Here is a 19317-nt window from a genome sequence, read left to right as displayed (position 1 = left end):
ATTTTTACTTAAACCAGCCACTCCGTCGAAACCATCGGAACATCCCAAAACCAACCACCAGCATAAACAACAGCACGCCAAAATAACCATACTTCCACTCTAGTTCAGGCATCTTCACAAAGTTCATCCCGTAGATCCCGGCGATAAGCGTCAGCGGCATGAATACGGTCGTGATTACCGTTAGTGTTTTCATAATCGAATTCATCCGGTTGGAATTGAGTGAAATGTAGCTGTCACGCAAATCCGCGGTCATTTCCCGATCAGCCTCAATCATATCCGAGAGCTTTAGCAGATGGTCATAAATGTCGCCAAAATAAATCCGTTCCTCGCCGTTGCTCTGGACATGCTGTGAATTCACGATCCGGTACATCAAGTCGCGCATAGGCACAATCGTCCGCCGCATTTTGAGGAGTCTTCCGCGCACGCCAAACACCTGGCTCATCAATTCCTCCACCGACTCACTGCTGCCGCTACTTTCCAGATCCGCAAGCTCGTCCTCTAAACTGTAGAGACATGGAAAATACTTGTCCACCAGCTTGTCCATCACCGTATATGCAGCTGCCATCGGCCCACCCGACCAGCCTTTTCGACTATGTATTTCGCTCTTCACCTGTTCCCACGCTTCATTCATCTCTGCTTTTTCCTGATGGTGATAGGAGACAAGAAAGTTCGAGCTTAAAAATAGGTCAACCTCCTCAGCATCCAACGTCCGCTCATTCAGCGCATGCAGCACAAAAAACTGCACATTCTCATAATGATCCAGCTTCGGCCGCTGCAACACATGCATACAGTCCTCTATCGCCAAGGGGTGAAAATGAAAATATTGATCCAGCAAAAGCGTCTCTTCTGGCGTAGGCGTAGCAAAATCTGCCCATATCCAAGCATAATCCTCCAGCCGGATATTTTGCAGAGGGATCTCTGTCAGCACCTCACCTTTATGTGTGACAACAAGTGTACGTATCATAAATGTTCCTCCGCTTCATCTTCTTCCACGCCTCTATTGTACAGCAAGAAGACAAGTCTTCCAAAAAGCAAAAAACATAACCAGCAGCACCTCTTAAGCTAGACTAAGAAACATTTGGTGCTTCGTCGTTCGTTAATGCTCGATTCATCTGTGCTTGGTTGGTTGCGCAGGGGCGAGCTGTCTTTATTCTCGCTGTCGGTATCGGGTTTATGAGTGAGATGAATTCATAGCTGTGAATTACTATCGCTATTTTTACTAATTAGTTGGTGAAAAAGTGCTCCTTTGGGGATGGTAAACAACCCTTCGATCGTAAGCAAGCTGGACTTGAATTCGCAAAAGATTGAGTCCATCGCCTCGCGTTCATTTAACGTAAGTAACATATGTTTTACTTTGGGCTGGTAGTGATTTGTGGGATTGGGATGCAATCCTTGGCAGGATACTGTGAATATAGCGATGCTCATGGACGGCAGAAAAGCAGGGAGAAAGGAAGAGGGTTGGGTTGGGTTGGGTTGGGTTGGGTTGGGTTGGGTTGGGTTGGGTTGGGTTGGGTTGGGTTGGGTTGGGTTGGGTTGGGTTAATTTGGCCAGGTTACGTTACGATGGATTGGGCTGAGTTAGTTTGTACTAGGTTACTTTGCGATGGACTGGATTAAGGTGCGATGGGTTCCCTCGAAATGTGTTACGTGGGACTATGCTGAGTTAACTTTGGCTAGGTTACTTTGTGCAGGGCTGGACTTCGGTGCGCTGGATTCTGCTGAAATGAGGTAAGTTGGGCTGCGTTGAGTTAGTTGGATCTAGGTTACTTTACGATGGACTGGATTAAGGTGCACTGGGTTCCCTTGAAATGTGTTACGCGTGACTGGGCTGAGTTAATCTGGGCTAGGTTACTTTGCGATGGACTGGATTAAGGTGACTGGATTTCGTTGAAATATGGTAAGTTGGGTCTGCGTTGAGTTGATTTGTGTTAGGTTGCGTTACGATGGACTGGATTAAGGTGCGTTGGGTTCCCTTGAAATGTGTTTAGTTGGGCTGGTCCACCTTCATACAAGTCAGGTGCCGTCATTCTAAGGCATTTATGCCTTTCTTTCTGCTTCTTCGACGAAGTGTCTCCAATTCTAGGGCAGTTATGCTCTTCTTTTTGTCACCACCCTCGAATTTCGTAAATTCAGCGGGATTTATACCGTACATTCCCCCTCCAACTCCAGACTTCGTCATTTCTACGGGATTTATACCGTACATTCCCCCTCCATCGCCAAACTCCATCATTTCTACGGGATTTATACCGTACATTCCCCCTCCGACGCCAAACTCCGTCATTTCTACGGGATTTATACCGTACATTCCCCCTCCATCGCCAAACTCCATCATTTCTGCGGGATTTATACCGTACATTCCCCCTCCAACGCCAAACTCCGTCATTTCTACGGGATTTATACCGTACATTCCCCCTCCAGTGCCAAACTTCGTCATTTCTACGGGATTTATACCGTACATTCCCCCTCCATCGCCAAACTTCATCACTTCTACGGGATTTATACCGTACATTCTCCCTCCGACGCCAAACTCCATCATTTCTACGGGATTTATACCGTACATTCCCCGTCCGACGCCAAACTTCATCACTTCTACGGGATTTATACCGTACATTCTCCCTCCGACGCCAAACTCCATCATTTCTACGGGATTTATACCGTACATTCCCCCTCCATCGCCAAACTCCATCATTTCTACGGGATTTATACCGTACATTCCCCATCCATCGCCAAACTCCGCCATTTCTACGGGATTTATACCGTACATTCCCCCTCCAACTCCAGACTTCGTCATTTCTACGGGATTTATACCGTACATTCCCCATCCATCGCCAAACTCCGCCATTTCTACGGGATTTATACCGTACATTCCCCCTCCATCGCCAAACTCCATCATTTCTACGGGATTTATACCTTACATTCTCCCTCCAACGCCAAACTTCGCCACTTCTACGGGATTTATACCGTACATTCCCCCTCCATCGCCAAACTCCATCATTTCTACGGGATTTATACCGTACATTCCCCCTCCAACGCCAAACTCCATCATTTCTACGGGATTTATACCGTACATTCTCCCTCCAACGCCAAACTCCGCCATTTCTACGGGATTTATACCGTACATTCTCCCTCCAACGCCTAACTCCGTCATTTCTACGGGATTTATACCGTACATTCTCCCTCCAACGCCGATTTCCGCCATTTCTACGGGATTTATACCGTATATTCTTCACTCTCCTCATGTCCACACAACAAAAAAAGATGTCCGCAGCCCAATGGCTAACTGACATCTTTATTAAAGGGTGTTTAAAAAATGATTTTGAAAATCAGACCTGCTAATACCGCACTGATTGGAATCGTGATGAACCAAGTGACCACAATACGTCCGGCTACTCCCCATTTCACTGCAGAGAAACGTTTGGCAGAGCCAACCCCAAGGATCGCTGATGTGATCGCATGCGTTGAGCTTACTGGCAAATGCAGCAGCGTTGCTGAGAAAATAACAGATGCCGCGGAAATATCAGCCGCGAAACCGTTAATAGGTTCGATTTTAAAAATCTTCGTACCCATAGTCTTAATAATCTTCCAACCGCCAATGGAGGTACCGAGCGCCATAGCCGTAGCTGCAGCTATCTTAACCCACAAAGGGATAACATCCATAGTTTCTTGACGTCCTGAGGTAACGAGTGCAAAAGTAATGATCCCCATCGCTTTTTGCGCATCATTTGTACCATGTGTGAACGACTGTAACGCTGCCGTAAGGACTTGCATAGAGCGGAAGCCCTTGTTGACCGTATGTGGACTACGCTTAGCAAAGATCCATTTCAGGATGGTCATGATAATATAACCGATAACAAACGCAATGATTGGGGAGAAAATCAGTCCTTCGACAATTTCCACAAACCCGCCCCAATTGATGTGTGCTGAGCCTGCCCCCACGTATACTGCACCCGCTAAAGCGCCGATCAGTGCATGAGACGATGAGGATGGAATCCCGAGCCACCAAGTAATCAAATTCCAAATAATCGAAGCAATCAGCGTGGCTATTATGATATCCAACCCATTTTCAAGCAAGGTCGGGTCGGTGATACTTCCGCCGATTTTTTTGGCCACACCTGTAAACATCAAGGCCCCAACAAAGTTCATCAGTGCTGCCATAATAATTGCTGTTCGCGGTTTTAAGGCACGTGTCGAGACAGAGGTAGCAATTGCGTTGGCCGTATCATGGAATCCATTGATAAAGTCAAACGCAAGCGCGAGAAATATAACAATTCCAAGAATCCATATAGATGTTTCCATATTCTAGTACCCCTTATGAGTTGCGCATGATGATCGATTCCAACATGTTGGCTACATCTTCACATTTGTCTGTAGTGGTCTCGAGCCGCTCATACAGTTCCTTGCGTTTAATCAGCTCAATCGGGTCTTTTACAGTTTCGAACAGGACCTTAGTACAAATACGCAGCACTTCGTCCCCTTGATTCTCAAGGTCATTCAGACGGATTGTATATTCACGGATCGCCAACAATTTCTTCTGGGAGAGCAAATGAACCGCTTTTTGGATTTCATAAGCACACTGACGAAGGATTTCGGCGAATTGTACAATGTATTCATCCGGGTCAAGAAGGTTGTACATATAGAAACGTGAGGCGGATGCCTCCAGACCATCGATGACATCATCCATGCTTGTGATCAAGTCCATAATGTCGTCACGTTCAAGCGGCGTAATAAACGTCTTGTTCAATTCTTTGATAACGGTGTGAGTGTAAGTATCACATTGGGATTCGTACTTTTTCATCTCTGCAGCGAAATTATCAACATTATTCCGGAGATCAGTGATATTCTGAGCAAAATAATCTGCAGCTTGGACAATAGTATCGGCCATATTTTCCAGCGTCTCAAAGAATATGTCCTTTTTTCTCAACTTCATTGTTTTAAACCCCTTTACATAAAATTACCGTGAATACAGAGCCATTCATATGTAAAAAGCATGAAAATGAATGACAACCCTTGTTATCTTATCATATCCGTACAAGGTATAGAAGCTATAGAAATGAACTTTTTTACACTCTATTAACACATACCCATTATTCCGAACACAAATCTGTATAACACTGGATATTCCGACTTTCTTATGTTGTACCATCCGCCCCGCCATATACCACATGACTGCTAAATGAAGGCGCATTAGGGACCACCAAAATATGGGTAATTCCTGGATACATCAGCTCTTCTTTTCCATCCCTCACAAAGCGGATCACATCTCCTGGTTCACGCGACCATCTGCCTTGGGTGACCTGTCCCCGCTGAAAAAGCAACGCTTCCCCGCCAAGCTCCACATCAATCTGAAGTCTTCCGACATCATCAAGCACTTTATGATCCGCTCCTATAACCATAACATTGGCCGCTTCCACCGGATTATCGTTATTTAGATCCAAATGAGGTTTGTCATTCACATAACGCTGATAGGTCTGACGTTTAGGATCATATTTATAGTCAACTTTATAACTTTTGAGCAGATAGTTTATGCTAAATTCAGCGGCTTTCTCTCCGTCCGCCGGTATGTAATCTGGATTATTAAAAAGATACCCGGGCACCTTCACACTTTGCGCAAACCCAAGCTTCTCGGCACCTTCCCGCAGTTTGGCTGCGTTGCTGTACAGGTTATGTGGTGCTTTTCGCGCTTTATCCCGCCAAAAATAAGCTCCGGCACGGCCGATCTCGTCCATATCTTCTTTTTTCTCTTTTTGCAAAATGGCATAAGCCGCCGGACTTCCTCCGGCATGCACCGTCACACCACCGTAGCTCTCGCCAATATCCAGCAGATAGGGGCGGATACTGCGAATCGGTCCGATTTTCACCACACCTGTATGGCTCTGAAAAATACCAATCAAACGCGTAATGCCACCTTCGGCAAGAATTTCATACAAAATATCTGCTTCACTAACCCCCGATTGCGGCCGAGCGGCAGGAGCATTATTTATCATTACGGCTAAGGGACGTGGGAGACTGTCTTCAGAAACCGGAAGACCTGTTAATCCGGATACGAGCTCAGCAGCGGGATCAATAGTAGGTGAGGGTTGAATCGTTTCGATAGGCGTGGGCTCTGCGGTAGGCTGCTGTGTCGGGGTGATCTCATTATTTGCACTCTGTGTTCCGCAAGCGGAGAGCAATAGGGTGGTCAATACAATGGCAGATAACAGACGGGAAGAAGAGCAATTTACTTTCATAAGCTTGTAGTTCCTCCTAAACGTTTTATGAAACTCACTGATTCCTTCCATTTAATCACAGTCAGTCCCATTTGTCTTGATTACCTACTCCCTTTTTCATAGCAAGCATAAGGAAATTTTATAGCATGGAATAGATAAATTCTTATATTAAAAAAGGGTACAGCCATTGCGGCTGCACCCTGCAGGTTTCTTATTCATTCAGTTAGTCTAGCTTCCAGCAATTCAGACTTAATGTCCCATACTGATAAGCCTGAAAAATCCGCTCTGCCTTCCTGCTGCCATCCGCTGTTCCCATCACGTAAAAGAGAGGTGCAAAATGCTCTCTTCCATAAGAAGGAACCGCATCGCGTACATTTGGAGCTTTTTTCTCATACGCAAAAAGTGAAGGCAAATCCCAGGCTTCTAGTCCCTTGGCAATCCAGGCATCGAATTCAAGTGCCCAATCCTCAGGCTGCTCACTTTCACTTAGCATCCGCAAATTGTGAACAAGTCCACCGCTTCCAATCAGCAGTATGCCTTCGTCACGAAGCGGTGCTAACATCCGCCCGATATTGTACTGCTCCTTGGGAGAGCGCAGGGAATCGACGGATAAAGCAACTACCGGAATGTCGGCGTTCGGGAACATTTTTTTCAGTATCACCCAGACTCCATGATCGAGTCCTCGCCCCAGAACGGGCTGATGTGAAAGATTGTTATCCTTGAAGAGCTCAGAAATCCGTCTTGTTAGGGCCGGATCGCCCGGGGCCGGATAGGTCAGCGTGTAAACTTCTTCAGGGAATCCGTAGAAGTCATGCTGTGTCTCGTGCAGTTCATCAACGGTAAGTAGCTGTTCAGGGCTATCCCAATGCGCTGAGAAAACTACTATACCGCGTGGCGCTTCAAGTTCTTGACCAAGCCGCTCCAGAAAACGGGTATACTCGTTATCCTCCAGTGCGAGGAGCGGAGAACCGTGCGCAATAAAAAATGACGGTAATTTCATAGGATGCCAACCTCCATAACCCAGTATATGGTGTGCATCTTTATTTTACCGCTTATTGCAAGTTAATGCGAATAAAAACCTTCTCCTAAATCATCCAATTCTGCCACTCTGTCTGCAGATGCTCTTGTTCATTCATCCATTCTATAGTCCGCTTAAGCAGCTGCTGCTGTGCCGGTCCAGAAGAAAAGGTGTGATCCCCTTGAAAAATGATCTCTTTATCGCAACGTCCTTCGGGACGTGTCCAGAACAGCTTCTGGTAAAGAAAAGCGTAATCCACCGGAATGACATCATCAGAGGTGCCATGGATAACGAGTACATCGCCGCTAAATTTGCTCGCTTCTTGGAAGGGCTGAAATGCCGCCAAAGAATTAAAATATACCGGCGTAAACGAGTAGCCCACATAATCGGCTGATCCATTCTTCACAGCACGATCATAAGCCTCCCGCCCTACAATTTTCACAATATCATTGAAAGGATAACCCACAGAGGCCCATAACACGAGATTCTTCACGCGGCGATCGCGAATACTTGTCAGCAGCGCCACCGCGCCACCGAGGCTATGGCCAATCAGCGTCACGCGCTGCGGGTCCACATCAGCAGAGCTAATTCCGTAATCCAGCACTGCTCTAGTCTGAGCGATCATCGATTCCATGTCTTCACCGCCATAATTCCCGCTGCTCTCGCCGCAGCCCGCATAATCAAAACGAATAACCATATATCCCTCTTGTGCCAGCTCACGAGCCGCCTTCACAAAAATCCGGTCTACACCAATCCGATTCCCCACAAATCCGTGGCAGATCACGGCTAATGGCAGTCTATCCTTGCAACGCGAAGAGGTTCCCTTCTCTTTGTTCGGGTAATGTATGCTCGCCGTCAATTCTTCTCCGTTATGCCGGATTACAATATTCCGTTCCATTGCCGCATCCTCCTATAATTATATTTATATTAATAATTTAATTTATTTTAATTTATTAGAATTCCGATTAACTTAGTATGAATTATAATCTAATTATAAAGATTTCGTTCATATTGTCAACAGCAAGGGACAATTCTTAATAATCTGCGGGGAGTATTGGGCATTAGAGTCTGCACGACAAACAGGGTTTTCTGTAAGATATGAACATGACTCTGGGGCGCACACGTCGAGTGGATTGGAACCGCCAATCGCGCGGGATTCAGCAGCTCTATCGGATTCAGTAGCTCCATCAAACTCGGCGGCTCCTTGAGACTCAGTAGCTTCATCGGGCTCAGCGGCTCTATCGGTCTCACCTGCTCCTTCGGACTCAGCGGCTCCTTCGGATTCAGCGGCTCCTTCGGACTCAGCGGCTCCTTCGGACTCAGCGGCTCCTTCGGACTCAGCAGCTCCTTCGGACTCAGAAGACCCTATTCGCAGATTTAGCACACCTTTTGAATTCTATCGGACCCCATAGTCGCTATCACCCTGAAAAACAGCAAATACGAGCTTCTTTTCGAGCAATAGCGTCACTGGGGTCCGAAACTGTGCTGAAAAGGCGATAATTTGGCTAATAACGTCATCTGAGTCCGAAAGATGATGAATCTAAGACAACCGGGGGCTCTGGGAGCTCTGGGATTCCCGGGTTCCGGGGGTGCTTGGGTTTGGCTTTGGCTTTGGGTATGAGAACCCCACCAAAAAACAAAGAGCAGCGATCCCCAGATCGGAGGATAGCTGCTCTGTTGTTTTTTCGAGATGAATGACCAGGGTTGTTAATCAATCGTAGCTGTCGTTAAACATCTCATGGGTTTCATGGCTGCCTTCCCAATCCTTAAGCAAGCCCTCGGGAGCATCTTCTGCGGAATCCCACATGCTGAATCCATCGGAGCCGCCCCAATCCCCCATTGAATTATTGGGCGTAGGCTCGAAACCGTTGCCCATGGATCTTCCCTGTTCTTTCTTGTTCTCATGTTCCATAAAGCTCCCAACCTTTCCCAATGCTATATTGATCAAGCAACAACATTATCAGTGTTCACTCTTCTAAAAGGATTATGCATATCGCCATAGAAATGGTTGTCCTTGCGTAGACCTGTCATGCAAACGTATACTCTAGGTTAAAGACTATACCGATTAACAACACTGGAGGTTTACATCCAAATTATGAAAGTGAAAGATATGATTAAGGAAAATAACGCCCTGCGTGAGCAGTTGACGCCCTTCAATCGCTCCTATTTAGAAGATATGATCCTTGCAATGCGGGCCAGTCGAATTGACACCCTGCGCGGAGAAGAACTTTTGCTGGATGCGGCCAAGCTGCTGTTGAAGGAACAACGTAAAGGGAAAAATGCCAAGCAAGTATTCGGCGAGAATCCGCACGATTATTTTAAAGAAATCATAGACAGTGTTCCCGGGCGCCCGGTGCGCAGTAAATGGAACTATTACTTGATGATTCCCTGCGCAGCTCTGACCTGTCTTTTTGGGATATTGGCAATCGGTGGACTCTTCTTCCAATGGACTGACGATTCACCTGGAATGTTCGGACAGATCAGCCTTTTCACCCTGCTCGCTGTGGGAGTAGGCTCCATTATCTTGATTGAACTCATTATGAAATGGATGTCCTCCTTGTCGGAGAGCGACGCACCCAGTGCCAAACCTTTTGATATAAAAAGCCTTGGCATCTATATTGGCATCGCAGTAGCTGCTGTATTTATCGGCATGTTCCTCGATCGGTTATTTCCGGTCATTACAATATCCCCGTGGGTAAGCTTAATTCTGTGCATCATTGGGGGGTTGGGACTGAAATTTATATTTTTCAAAAAATAAATACCTAGGCTGAAAACTTTATTCCATCCGATAGATAGGGGGAAACTTCCATGATTAAGAAGCATCATATTCTCTACTCCGTTCTAGCTATAGCCTTAGGGCTAGGCATAGTGCCCAGTGCTATTCACGCCGAAGGTGCTACCAGCCCTACTGGGGAAGGCGCTAAGGCAATTCCTCAAGCAGCTAGCAATAATCATGCAGAGGCTGTCTATAAAGCTGCATTACCGCTGTTATCTACCTCTGACAAGTTACCCGAAGCCATAAAATATTTGAACTCCAATATGTATGCGGTAGGGTCATATCGTGCAACAATGATGACCCTGAAGCTTGAGAATCTGCATAAAGCTGCGCTGCAAGCCTGGGAAAGTAAATTCAGTACCAATGCTGTCCAGCGGAAGCTCACCGCCATTTATAAAGCAGGCGCCAGCATGTCGTCTCTTGCCGCTATTACTGATGATCTCCAGCTGCGTACACTGCTTAAAAGTGCCAGCGAAAGCGGATATAAGCTGGAGACAGCAGAGGGTACTTTTTTCCCGGTGATCGATTATGGGGCTTACCGCAAGTACAAGCTATACGTTACCAATGATATCAGCGCTTATATTACCATTATGGCCACCGAATCGGACCTGCCCTCTTCCAAGGACAACGGGCTAGTTATCGCCTGGACTGAGGTTGCAGCCAGAGCTTTATCTCAAGAGCAATTCATTCAAAATCATCCAAAGTCAAACCGAATTTCTGCTGTAAAAGCCTTGTACACTATGTATGTGAATAATACGTTTTACGGCCAGAATAACACTCCTCTCTTCCATTATGACAATCTGGAAATGGATTTGGAGGCGCAAAAGTCTTACTCCAGTATTCTGACCAAAAACAATGACAACAGCACCTTTCTCCAAAAGCTGGATAGCTTCATGAAATTAATGAAAGACAATAGCTATAAATTGACCGATGAGGTCGAGCAATATCGTAAGACTTCATTACCTCTCTAATAAAGAAATCACAAAAGCCCGTCCCTGAAATGAATAGGGACGGGCTTTTGCGTGTTCATTAACATGATTATTAAGTGGATGCGAGCATTAAATAAGGATGTTAAAGAGATTAGAATCCTTATTGATCTCTACATAATCGACGCCCTTCTGCTGCATCCGTTCGATGAGAGGTTCGTAGGCATCCGTTGACAATAATTCAATGCCAACAAGCGCGGGACCATTTTCTTTATCATGCTTCTTAATATACTCGAAACGGGTAATATCATCGTGAGGTCCAAGGATTTCACCCAAGAACTCACGCAGCGCACCTGCCCGTTGCGGGAAGTTCACCATGAAATAGTGTTTTAAGCCTTCGTAAATCAATGAACGCTCCTTGATCTCCTGCATCCGGTCAATATCGTTGTTCCCGCCGCTTATGATACAGACAACTGTTTTGCCGCGGATTTGATCACGATATTGATCAAGCGCTGCGATAGGCAGCGAACCTGCTGGCTCAACCACTATGGCATTCTCGTTATATAATTCCAAAATCGTGGTACAAGCTTTGCCTTCAGGCACCATCACGATGTCATCCAGATGACGGGAGCAAATATCATATGTCAGGCCGCCAACACGTTTTACAGCCGCTCCGTCCACGAACTTATTAATTTCCTTTAGAGTCACCACTTCTCCAAGCTTGATCGCTTCCGTCATAGAAGCGGCTCCGAGTGGCTCCACACCAATCAACTTGGTAGAAGGACTAACTGTCTTCACATAGGTGGCTATACCCGCTGCCAGGCCGCCTCCACCAATGGTTACGAACATAAAATCTGCAGGGTTGTCCAGACTCTCCATCACTTCCATTGCAATGGTGCCGTTGCCCGCAATGATTCGTGGCTCATCAAAGGGATGGATCAACGTCATCCCATGATCTATACAAGCTTGCAGTGCTTCATCATAAGCGTCATCAAAGGTATCGCCCTTCAGAATGACTTCAACAAACTCACCGCCGAACCGTCGAACCTGCTTAACCTTCTGGTTAGGTGTAGTGCTTGGCATATAGACCTTGCCTTTAATTCCAAGCGCTTTACAGGAATAGGCTACGCCTTGCGCATGGTTGCCCGCACTCGCACAAACAATGCCTTTTGCTCTATCTTCTGCTGACAAACTACGAATCATATTATAAGCTCCGCGGATTTTGAAAGAACGTACAATCTGCAAATCCTCGCGCTTCAAATACACATCACAATCATACTTGGCTGACAGCACAGCATCACGTTGTAGGGGTGTCCGGATTATGACTTCACGCAGTACGTGATGAGCCCGCACAATATCTTCCATTCCTACGATTCGGTCTTCCTCTTCTCTCATAACCCTCTCGCCTCACTATCTATCTGTTATTCTACTTCTTGTAACATACTCTCCCGAGGACATTTTTTCAAGCATCCTAATCAGTGATAAAGAAAAAGAGACTAAAGGAACCCTATAGTCTCTTACTAATTGCTATCCCTACGCTATGAAACCTACTAGTCCTGTTGCTTCAGCATCCACTTCACCAGGTCTGGTAAGCTTGTCCACAAACGTGAATGTACAATAACATATTCGATAGCCTCGTTAGCGTCACCCACACCTACAAAATCAGGCAGGTTATGCGGCAATCTTTTGATGCCTAACAGATAATCTGGCACATGCTTGTTCACATTCTTCGCCACGCGGTAGAGCATTTTGAGCTGGGAAGTGATCCCGTTCTTCTTATATTCTAAAACCATACGGTCATATGCTACTGTTGCTGCTGCATCCTTGCCGAACTTCTCCAGTACCTTCTCGGTCTTCTTAAGCTTATTGGTGTAAAGGTACGTTGCCGTTAGAAGGTAACGCGCACCTGTGTTATCTTCTGGGTTCAATTCTAGGATGTGCTCCAACGTCTTTTGTGCTTCTTCTGCATTTCCGCTAAACCAGCAGGAGTCAGCGTAGCTTTTGCAGATTCGAATGTAAGAACGTGTCTCGTAAAGACCCCAGAAATGTCCTTTGTTCTCAGTGAAAAAGGCTTCTCCAAGCTCACGCGCACCCGCTTCCATCCCTGCTTTCAGATAAGCACGGGCATCTGCTTCATTCTCGGCTTCCTCAGCCAAAATGAGATAGGCGTCCGGACTGTCCGGATAAACTTCCAATGCCGCTTCTGCTAGCTGGATCCGACGATTGGATGCTTTAGTTTCCATTGCTTTTTGCAGCAAAGCCTGTTCCTGATCCTTCGGAGTGCCTGAAACGTTGAGCAAAAGTAATTCTTCCTCTGCCCCGCCCATGCCGTACTGTTCGATATAATTAAGCATCTCTTTAACTTTTCTGGAGATGGTAGGTGCAGTAACCTCATGTTTGATCGCTAGATCAGCTTGAGTTTGAAGGAAACCATATTCCTCAGACAAGATAAATTCGATAGCCGCGCAGAAGGAGCCCATTTTCTTCACTGCAGGCTTGATGTGACGGGAATAACCATTCCATAGAACCAGACCTTCCCAGATTAGCTCCCGGTCATAGCTGTCTCTCATGGTCTCAATAAGGTGCATAGCCAATTGTTCATGCGCCGGATGCTCCCATTTCAGATCACGTGACACCTTTTTTTTGAGCGTGGTTAGGGTAAGTTTAGCTTCAGAAATGGCTGCCGCTTCTGGTTTCTCGGCCACAGCCACAGTAGCAGCGGATTCTTCCGTTGTTACCAGTCGCATGATGGATTCCACTGCAGAAGTTTCTTTCCCTAGGCAGCATTTCTTATATTTTTTCCCGCTTCCGCAAGGACACATATCATTTCTTCCAATCTTACTCAAAACGAATTCCCCCTTAAATCTGTGAGTAGCCATTCGCCATAAGCGTATCGCTAGTATGCACTATAAGTATCAACATTTTCAGGCACGAGGCATCCTTTATAAGGTTACTGCACAAAGTCTGAAGGACTCCGATTTAAAAGGGCCTTCCCATGATCGGAAAGGCCCTTATCTGTATATATCCGCACATTTTCCCCCGTACGTGTAGTATTATAGCACTTCTTCTATCACTTGTCAGTCCTTTTTTAGGACTTAAAGCGCAAAAAATTGCTAGATACAGTGCTTTATCCTTATACCAGAGCCTTCATAGCGATGTCGCTGCGATTCTGTTTCCCGGAAAAAGAGATTCCTTCAGCCCTAGCATAGGCTGCTGAACGAGCTTCGGCAATCGTAGCACCCAGGCCTACCACGCCTAAGACCCGTCCGCCGTTCGTTACCCAGCTGCCATCTGCCCCCCGTGCTGTGCCGGCATGGAAGATCAGCCCTCCTTGGCTGTCCTCAAGCCCTTCAATCGGCACCCCCTTAGGATAAGAGCCTGGATATCCTCCAGAAGCGAGAACCACGCACACCGCTGCTTCGTCGCTCCATTCAATGTCGATATCCGCAAGTCTGCCCTCGGTTACTGCCAAAAAGATTTCTAACAAGTCGCTCTTCAATCTAGGCAGCACGACCTGTGTCTCCGGATCCCCAAACCGGGCATTGAATTCAATGGTCTTTGGTTTACCTTCTGGAGAAATCATCAGCCCTGCGAACAAAACGCCGCTGAAAGAACGGCCTTCAGCTACCATAGCCTTGGCTGTTGGCTTAATGATGGTCTCAATCGCTTCTTGGATAATCGCCTCGTCGATATGCGGCAGAGGCGAATAGGTGCCCATTCCACCGGTATTAGGACCTTTATCTCCATCGTAAGCGGGCTTATGATCCTGAGCGGCAGCCATCGGACGAACTGTCTCTCCATCAACAAAAGCCAAAATCGACATTTCTTGACCCGCTAGGAACTCTTCAATGACAACCTGAGCGCCAGCTTCACCAAACACTTTGGTTACCATAATATCAGCTAGTGCCTGCTCTGCCTCTTCCCGTGAATAGGCAACGGTCACGCCTTTTCCTGCGGCAAGCCCATCTGCCTTGATTACAATCGGCAGCGGTTGCTCGCGTAAGTAAGCCAGTGCAGCTTCATAGCCATCAAATTTTTCATAGGCTGCTGTCGGAATATTATATTTGTGCAAAAGATCCTTCATAAAGGTTTTGCTGCCTTCGATCTCAGCTGCATTCTTACGTGGACCAAACACAGGAATAGCCTGTGCTTCAAAAGCATCCACAATGCCCCCTGCTAACGGATCATCCGGTCCGATTACGACAAGGCCAACTTCCTTCTCTTTGGCAAAAGCCGTCAGACGATCGAACTCGAACACACCGATAGGCACACATTCTGCTAGCTGCGCGATCCCGGCGTTGCCGGGTGCGCAATAGATTTTACCAACCTTGGGGCTTTGGGACAGGCTCCAAATAATCGCATGCTCCCGGCCGCCGCCGCCAACCACTAAAATATCCATTAGAATAAAATCCTCCCAGCGTTCTAGTGTTTGAAATGACGGACGCCTGTGAAGACCATAGCAATTCCATACTCATTCGCGACCTTGATCGATTCTTCGTCTTTAATGGAGCCGCCTGGCTGAATAACTGCAGTAATGCCTGCTTTGGCTGCCATTTCAAGTGTATCTCCCATTGGGAAGAAGGCGTCAGAGGCAAGGACTGATCCTTTGGACTTCTCGCCAGCTTGTTCAATCGCAATTTTAGCTGCGCCAACGCGGTTCATTTGCCCTGCACCTACGCCAACTGTCATATCATCAGCAGCTAATACAATCGCATTAGATTTCACATGCTTAACTACCTTCCAGCCGAACAACAGCTGTTTCAATTCTTCTTCGGTTGGCTTACGGTCCGTAACAACTTGTAGATCATCCGGGTTCACAGAATGCACATCGCTCTCCTGTACAACCATTCCTCCATCAATAGAGGTAACTACGAAGCTGCTCTTACGCGCACTAGCCGTGCTGAGATTGCCGATTTTGAGCAGACGCAGGTTCTTTTTCTTCGTAAGGATTTCCAGTGCTTCTTCCGTAAAGCCTGGCGCCAATACGATTTCGAGGAAAATCTCTTTCAGCAGATTAGCAGTGTCCGCGTCGATAATCCGGTTAGCGGCTACAATTCCGCCAAAGATAGAGGTTGGGTCTGCGTTGTAAGCTTTTTGATAAGCTTCGTATACACTTTCACCGACACCTACACCACAAGGATTCATATGTTTAATGGCTACGACAGCAGGTTCTTCAAATTCTTTCACGATTTGCAGCGCTGCGTTAGCATCGTTGATATTGTTGTAGGATAATTCTTTGCCATGCAATTGCTCAGCTGCTGTAAGAGTATCCCCCGCAGCCAAAGGCTTGCGATAGAATGCCGCTTTTTGATGTGGATTCTCGCCGTAGCGCAGATCCTGAATTTTTTCATAAGTCACGGTGTAGCGCTCAGGAAGCGGTTCGCCAGTAACATTAGCCAAATAATCGGAAATTAAGGCATCGTAAGCCGCCGTATGACGGAACACTTTTGCCGCAAGACGTTTGCGTGTTTCCAGCGTTGTATCTCCATCTGCGCGAACCTCTTCAAGCACTGTAGCATAGTCGTTAGCATCTACCACTACACTTACAAAAGCATGGTTCTTCGCCGCAGAACGCAGCATCGTCGGTCCGCCGATATCGATATTCTCGATGGCTTCTTCATACGATACATCCGGTTTAGCAATGGTTTCCGCGAACGGATACAGATTTACTACTACCAGATCAATGTAGTCCAGACCAAGCTCTTTCATTTGACGCGTGTGTTCCTCATTGTCACGAACCGCTAGCAATCCGCTGTGTACAGCCGGGTGCAAGGTTTTGACACGTCCATCCATGATTTCCGGGAATCCTGTAACATCGGAAATACCGATGACTGGAACACCTTCCTTAGCCAAAAGCGTGCTTGTTCCACCTGTGGAAATAATCTCTACGCCTAATGCAGACAACTCGCGGCAAAAATCCACGATACCTTGTTTATCCGATACGCTAACTAGCGCTCTTTTGATACTCACTTTGAATAGTCCTCCTTCGGGTTGTACGTGCGATTTAATGTGATGACATCTAAAAGCTTGGGAAATTACTATAAGAAAGAATCTGACTCTATTACCTACTACACGACACATAATGCCGCTTATGCAATATTTCCCGAGAAATACCCTGAAATCTCTCCGCCTGTCACCAAATGTCGATCCAAAACTTCGAATGACTACAGTGTGGCTTACTTTTCGCGGATAATCGTCTTTCTTCCACTCAGTTCCACTTTCCCGCTGGCGAAAGCGCCAACCACTTCAGGATACAACTCATACTCAACCTTATGAATCCGTTCCGCCAATGAATCCGCCGTGTCGTTATCCAACACAACTACGCTACGCTGAGCAATAACTGGCCCGGTATCCATACCTCCATCGACAAAATGCACAGTGACTCCCGTCAGCTTCACGCCATAATCCAGCGCTTGTCCGATCGCATCCTTTCCAGCAAAAGCAGGCAGCAGCGATGGGTGAATGTTAATAATCCGACCCGCATACGGCGTTAAAAGCACTGGTGTAATGAGGCGCATATACCCTGCCAGCACAACCAGCCCGATTTCCCGCCGCTGAAGCTCTGCGACAATCTCTGCTTCGTAGAGCTCACGGCTGGCGAAGTCTTTTGGCCGCAGCAGGAGGGCGGGAATTCCCGCATCCTCCGCACGTTGTGCTACAGGCGCTTCCGGCTTGTCCGAGACAAGCAATTCAATCCTGCCGTCTCCAAGCAAGCCTGCTCTCTGTGCCTCGATCAGTGCTGCAAAATTGCTGCCCTGCCCCGAAGCAAAAACAGCGATTCGACTTGATTGCATCACACTTCAGCTCCAGTAAAGGTTACTTTGCGTTCCCCTTCTGTTACTTTACCAATGATATACGCCTCTTCTCCGCTAGCTTTAAGCAGTTCAAGAGCGCGTTCTCCATCAGCAGCGCTAACTACCAGAACAAGACCAATTCCCATATTAAAAGTAGTGAACATATCACGGTTGCTCACGTTTCCTTTGTCCTGCATCAATCCGAAGATTGGCAGAATCGGCCATGATCCGTAATTGATCTCCACGTCTACATTATCAGGCAATACGCGTGGGATATTCTCGATGAATCCGCCACCCGTAATGTGAGCCATACCTTTTACCGGAAGCTGCTCCAGCAGTGCCAGCAAAGGCTTCACATAAATCTTAGTTGGTGCAAGGAGTACATCCGCCAGCGGAGCGCCAAGCTCAGGAAGCACGTCTTTCAGACCATAACCCTCTTGCTCAAGCAAAAGCTTACGCACCAGCGAGAAGCCATTGCTGTGCACACCACTGGAAGCCAGACCAATCACTGTGTCTCCAGCAGCGATGTTAGCGCCTGTTACCAGCTTCGCTTTGTCAGCTACGCCCACTGTGAATCCAGCGATATCATATTCACCTGCTGAATACATACCCGGCATCTCAGCCGTTTCGCCGCCAATCAGTGCACAACCCGCTTGGTGACAGCCTTCAGCGATTCCAGCTACGATAGCTTCGATTTTCTCCGGCACCACTTTGTCGCAAGCCAGATAGTCGAGGAAAAAGAGTGGCTCTGCACCTTGCACTACAATGTCGTTCACGCACATAGCTACAGCGTCGATGCCAATCGTGTCATGACGATCCGCCGCGAATGCGATTTTGAGCTTTGTGCCTACACCATCAGTTCCCGATACAAGCACTGGCTCTTCATATTTATCTTTATTGAGGCCAAACAGCGCTCCGAACCCACCAAGATCCGTCATTACTTCTGGACGGTAAGTACGTTTTACGTGCTTTTTCATGCGTTCTACCGCTTCATTACCAGCCGCAATATCCACTCCGGCGTTTTTATAAGCTTCCGACACTATTGGACACCTCATCTTTTAATAGTTTAGAGCGCGTTTGGGCGCATTCGGCTTTTGGGTGGTTGTAGGGGAGTTACTGCGAGGAATGTTTGGACTTCCGATCGCTGTTATGCTCGAATTCCTTTGAATTTTTTACCGCTGAGCGGTAGAAATTCGAGCATAAAGGCGAACGCTAACGCTTCTACAGTTCCAAACTTCCTCTCCATAACTCCCTCCAACCACCGGTTTGTCCCTACTGCAAGCCGCAGTGCGCGCCTTGCATACGGACCTCAAGACCTCGGTGCATGAGCTGCGCCATGCACCTTCTTAAGCGAAACAAGCGAGTACCGCATTTGCGTAGCAAACAGGGACGAGCTTGGAGAGCTGATCTTGGTGCTTAGAGCGCAGCCAAGTGCCTCCTTAGCGAGACAAGCGGCCCTCGTATTTGCGAAGCAAACAGAGGGAAGCTTGGCGAGCCAGTCCCGGCGGCGGATGCAGCCGGGGGGCGGAGCGCCGTAAAGCGTGTCCCGTCCGTGCGCAGCACACAGGGACAAAGCGAGCACTCGTACCCAAGTCTTC

At 47.2% G+C, this 19317-nt stretch carries 19 protein-coding genes; 3 read left to right on the top strand and 16 right to left on the bottom strand.

Going from position 1 to position 19317, the window contains the following annotated elements; all coding sequences use genetic code 11:
• Positions 1 to 4: 4 nt before the first annotated feature.
• The 10 genes from corA to MHH86_RS03310 form a co-directional block, all read right to left on the bottom strand.
• Positions 5 to 964, bottom strand: a complete 960-nt coding sequence (gene corA, locus MHH86_RS03355; RefSeq protein ID WP_036680727.1) for a magnesium/cobalt transporter CorA — start codon at positions 962 to 964, stop codon at positions 5 to 7.
• A 1058-nt stretch (positions 965 to 2022) separates the two neighbouring features.
• Positions 2023 to 2892 carry a hypothetical protein gene (locus MHH86_RS03350; RefSeq protein ID WP_342479640.1) on the bottom strand — a complete coding sequence of 290 codons (870 nt, stop codon included), beginning with the start codon at positions 2890 to 2892 and terminating at the stop codon, positions 2023 to 2025.
• An 18-nt stretch (positions 2893 to 2910) separates the two neighbouring features.
• Positions 2911 to 3198, bottom strand: a complete 288-nt coding sequence (locus tag MHH86_RS03345; protein ID WP_342479639.1) for a hypothetical protein — start codon at positions 3196 to 3198, stop codon at positions 2911 to 2913.
• A gap of 104 nt (positions 3199 to 3302) precedes the next feature.
• Positions 3303 to 4295 (bottom strand): inorganic phosphate transporter, encoded by a 993-nt coding sequence (locus MHH86_RS03340; protein ID WP_036686873.1) that lies wholly within the window; start codon positions 4293 to 4295, stop codon positions 3303 to 3305.
• A 13-nt stretch (positions 4296 to 4308) separates the two neighbouring features.
• A complete protein-coding gene (locus MHH86_RS03335; RefSeq protein WP_036686871.1) occupies positions 4309 to 4926 on the bottom strand; it encodes a DUF47 family protein in 618 nt (205 codons plus the stop codon).
• 202 nt (positions 4927 to 5128) lie between these two features.
• Entirely contained in the window at positions 5129 to 6226 is a 1098-nt protein-coding gene (locus tag MHH86_RS03330) for a DUF3048 domain-containing protein (protein WP_036686869.1), read from the bottom strand.
• A 202-nt stretch (positions 6227 to 6428) separates the two neighbouring features.
• Positions 6429 to 7205 carry a class III extradiol ring-cleavage dioxygenase gene (locus tag MHH86_RS03325; protein WP_036686867.1) on the bottom strand — a complete coding sequence of 259 codons (777 nt, stop codon included), beginning with the start codon at positions 7203 to 7205 and terminating at the stop codon, positions 6429 to 6431.
• Between the two features lie 85 nt (positions 7206 to 7290).
• The gene (locus MHH86_RS03320; RefSeq protein ID WP_036686864.1) at positions 7291 to 8121 is read right to left on the bottom strand and encodes an alpha/beta fold hydrolase; all 831 of its coding nucleotides are present in this window, start codon (positions 8119 to 8121) and stop codon (positions 7291 to 7293) included.
• A 108-nt stretch (positions 8122 to 8229) separates the two neighbouring features.
• Positions 8230 to 8607: a hypothetical protein gene (locus MHH86_RS03315; RefSeq protein WP_076142598.1), complete on the bottom strand. Its 378-nt coding sequence runs from the start codon at positions 8605 to 8607 to the stop codon at positions 8230 to 8232.
• A 327-nt stretch (positions 8608 to 8934) separates the two neighbouring features.
• A complete protein-coding gene (locus MHH86_RS03310; RefSeq protein ID WP_036680885.1) occupies positions 8935 to 9135 on the bottom strand; it encodes a hypothetical protein in 201 nt (66 codons plus the stop codon).
• A 183-nt stretch (positions 9136 to 9318) separates the two neighbouring features.
• On the opposite strand from MHH86_RS03310, the gene MHH86_RS03305 reads away from it, so the two are divergent.
• Positions 9319 to 9981, top strand: a complete 663-nt coding sequence (locus MHH86_RS03305; RefSeq protein ID WP_036680887.1) for a DUF1129 family protein — start codon at positions 9319 to 9321, stop codon at positions 9979 to 9981.
• A 50-nt stretch (positions 9982 to 10031) separates the two neighbouring features.
• Positions 10032 to 10970 carry a hypothetical protein gene (locus MHH86_RS03300; RefSeq protein ID WP_342479638.1) on the top strand — a complete coding sequence of 313 codons (939 nt, stop codon included), beginning with the start codon at positions 10032 to 10034 and terminating at the stop codon, positions 10968 to 10970.
• A gap of 87 nt (positions 10971 to 11057) precedes the next feature.
• On the opposite strand, the gene ilvA is transcribed toward MHH86_RS03300, so the two are convergent.
• From ilvA to purM, 6 genes are all read right to left on the bottom strand, one after another.
• A complete protein-coding gene (gene ilvA, locus MHH86_RS03295; RefSeq protein ID WP_076104158.1) occupies positions 11058 to 12320 on the bottom strand; it encodes a threonine ammonia-lyase IlvA in 1263 nt (420 codons plus the stop codon).
• Between the two features lie 155 nt (positions 12321 to 12475).
• Positions 12476 to 13771: an SEC-C metal-binding domain-containing protein gene (locus tag MHH86_RS03290; protein WP_076142417.1), complete on the bottom strand. Its 1296-nt coding sequence runs from the start codon at positions 13769 to 13771 to the stop codon at positions 12476 to 12478.
• Positions 13772 to 14058: 287 nt separating this feature from the next.
• Complete coding sequence (gene purD, locus MHH86_RS03285; RefSeq protein ID WP_076142419.1) at positions 14059 to 15324, bottom strand: phosphoribosylamine--glycine ligase; 1266 nt, start codon at positions 15322 to 15324, stop codon at positions 14059 to 14061.
• A 23-nt stretch (positions 15325 to 15347) separates the two neighbouring features.
• The gene (gene purH, locus MHH86_RS03280; RefSeq protein ID WP_076136910.1) at positions 15348 to 16895 is read right to left on the bottom strand and encodes a bifunctional phosphoribosylaminoimidazolecarboxamide formyltransferase/IMP cyclohydrolase; all 1548 of its coding nucleotides are present in this window, start codon (positions 16893 to 16895) and stop codon (positions 15348 to 15350) included.
• Between the two features lie 206 nt (positions 16896 to 17101).
• A complete protein-coding gene (gene purN / locus MHH86_RS03275) occupies positions 17102 to 17719 on the bottom strand; it encodes a phosphoribosylglycinamide formyltransferase (RefSeq protein WP_076104161.1) in 618 nt (205 codons plus the stop codon).
• Positions 17719 to 18759: a phosphoribosylformylglycinamidine cyclo-ligase gene (gene purM, locus MHH86_RS03270; protein WP_076273585.1), complete on the bottom strand. Its 1041-nt coding sequence runs from the start codon at positions 18757 to 18759 to the stop codon at positions 17719 to 17721. Before purM ends, purN begins: the two co-directional genes overlap by 1 nt.
• A 369-nt stretch (positions 18760 to 19128) precedes the next feature.
• Between purM and MHH86_RS03265 the strand changes: the two genes are divergently transcribed.
• Complete coding sequence (locus tag MHH86_RS03265; protein WP_342479637.1) at positions 19129 to 19257, top strand: hypothetical protein; 129 nt, start codon at positions 19129 to 19131, stop codon at positions 19255 to 19257.
• Positions 19258 to 19317: the final 60 nt, after the last annotated feature.

The organism is Paenibacillus sp. FSL F4-0097, assembly GCF_038593125.1.
In the GTDB taxonomy this organism is placed as follows: Bacteria; Bacillota; Bacilli; order Paenibacillales; family Paenibacillaceae; genus Paenibacillus_AQ; species Paenibacillus_AQ odorifer.
The sequence above is the reverse complement of the archived record's forward strand: the minus strand, read 5'-3'. Positions and strand labels throughout refer to the sequence as shown.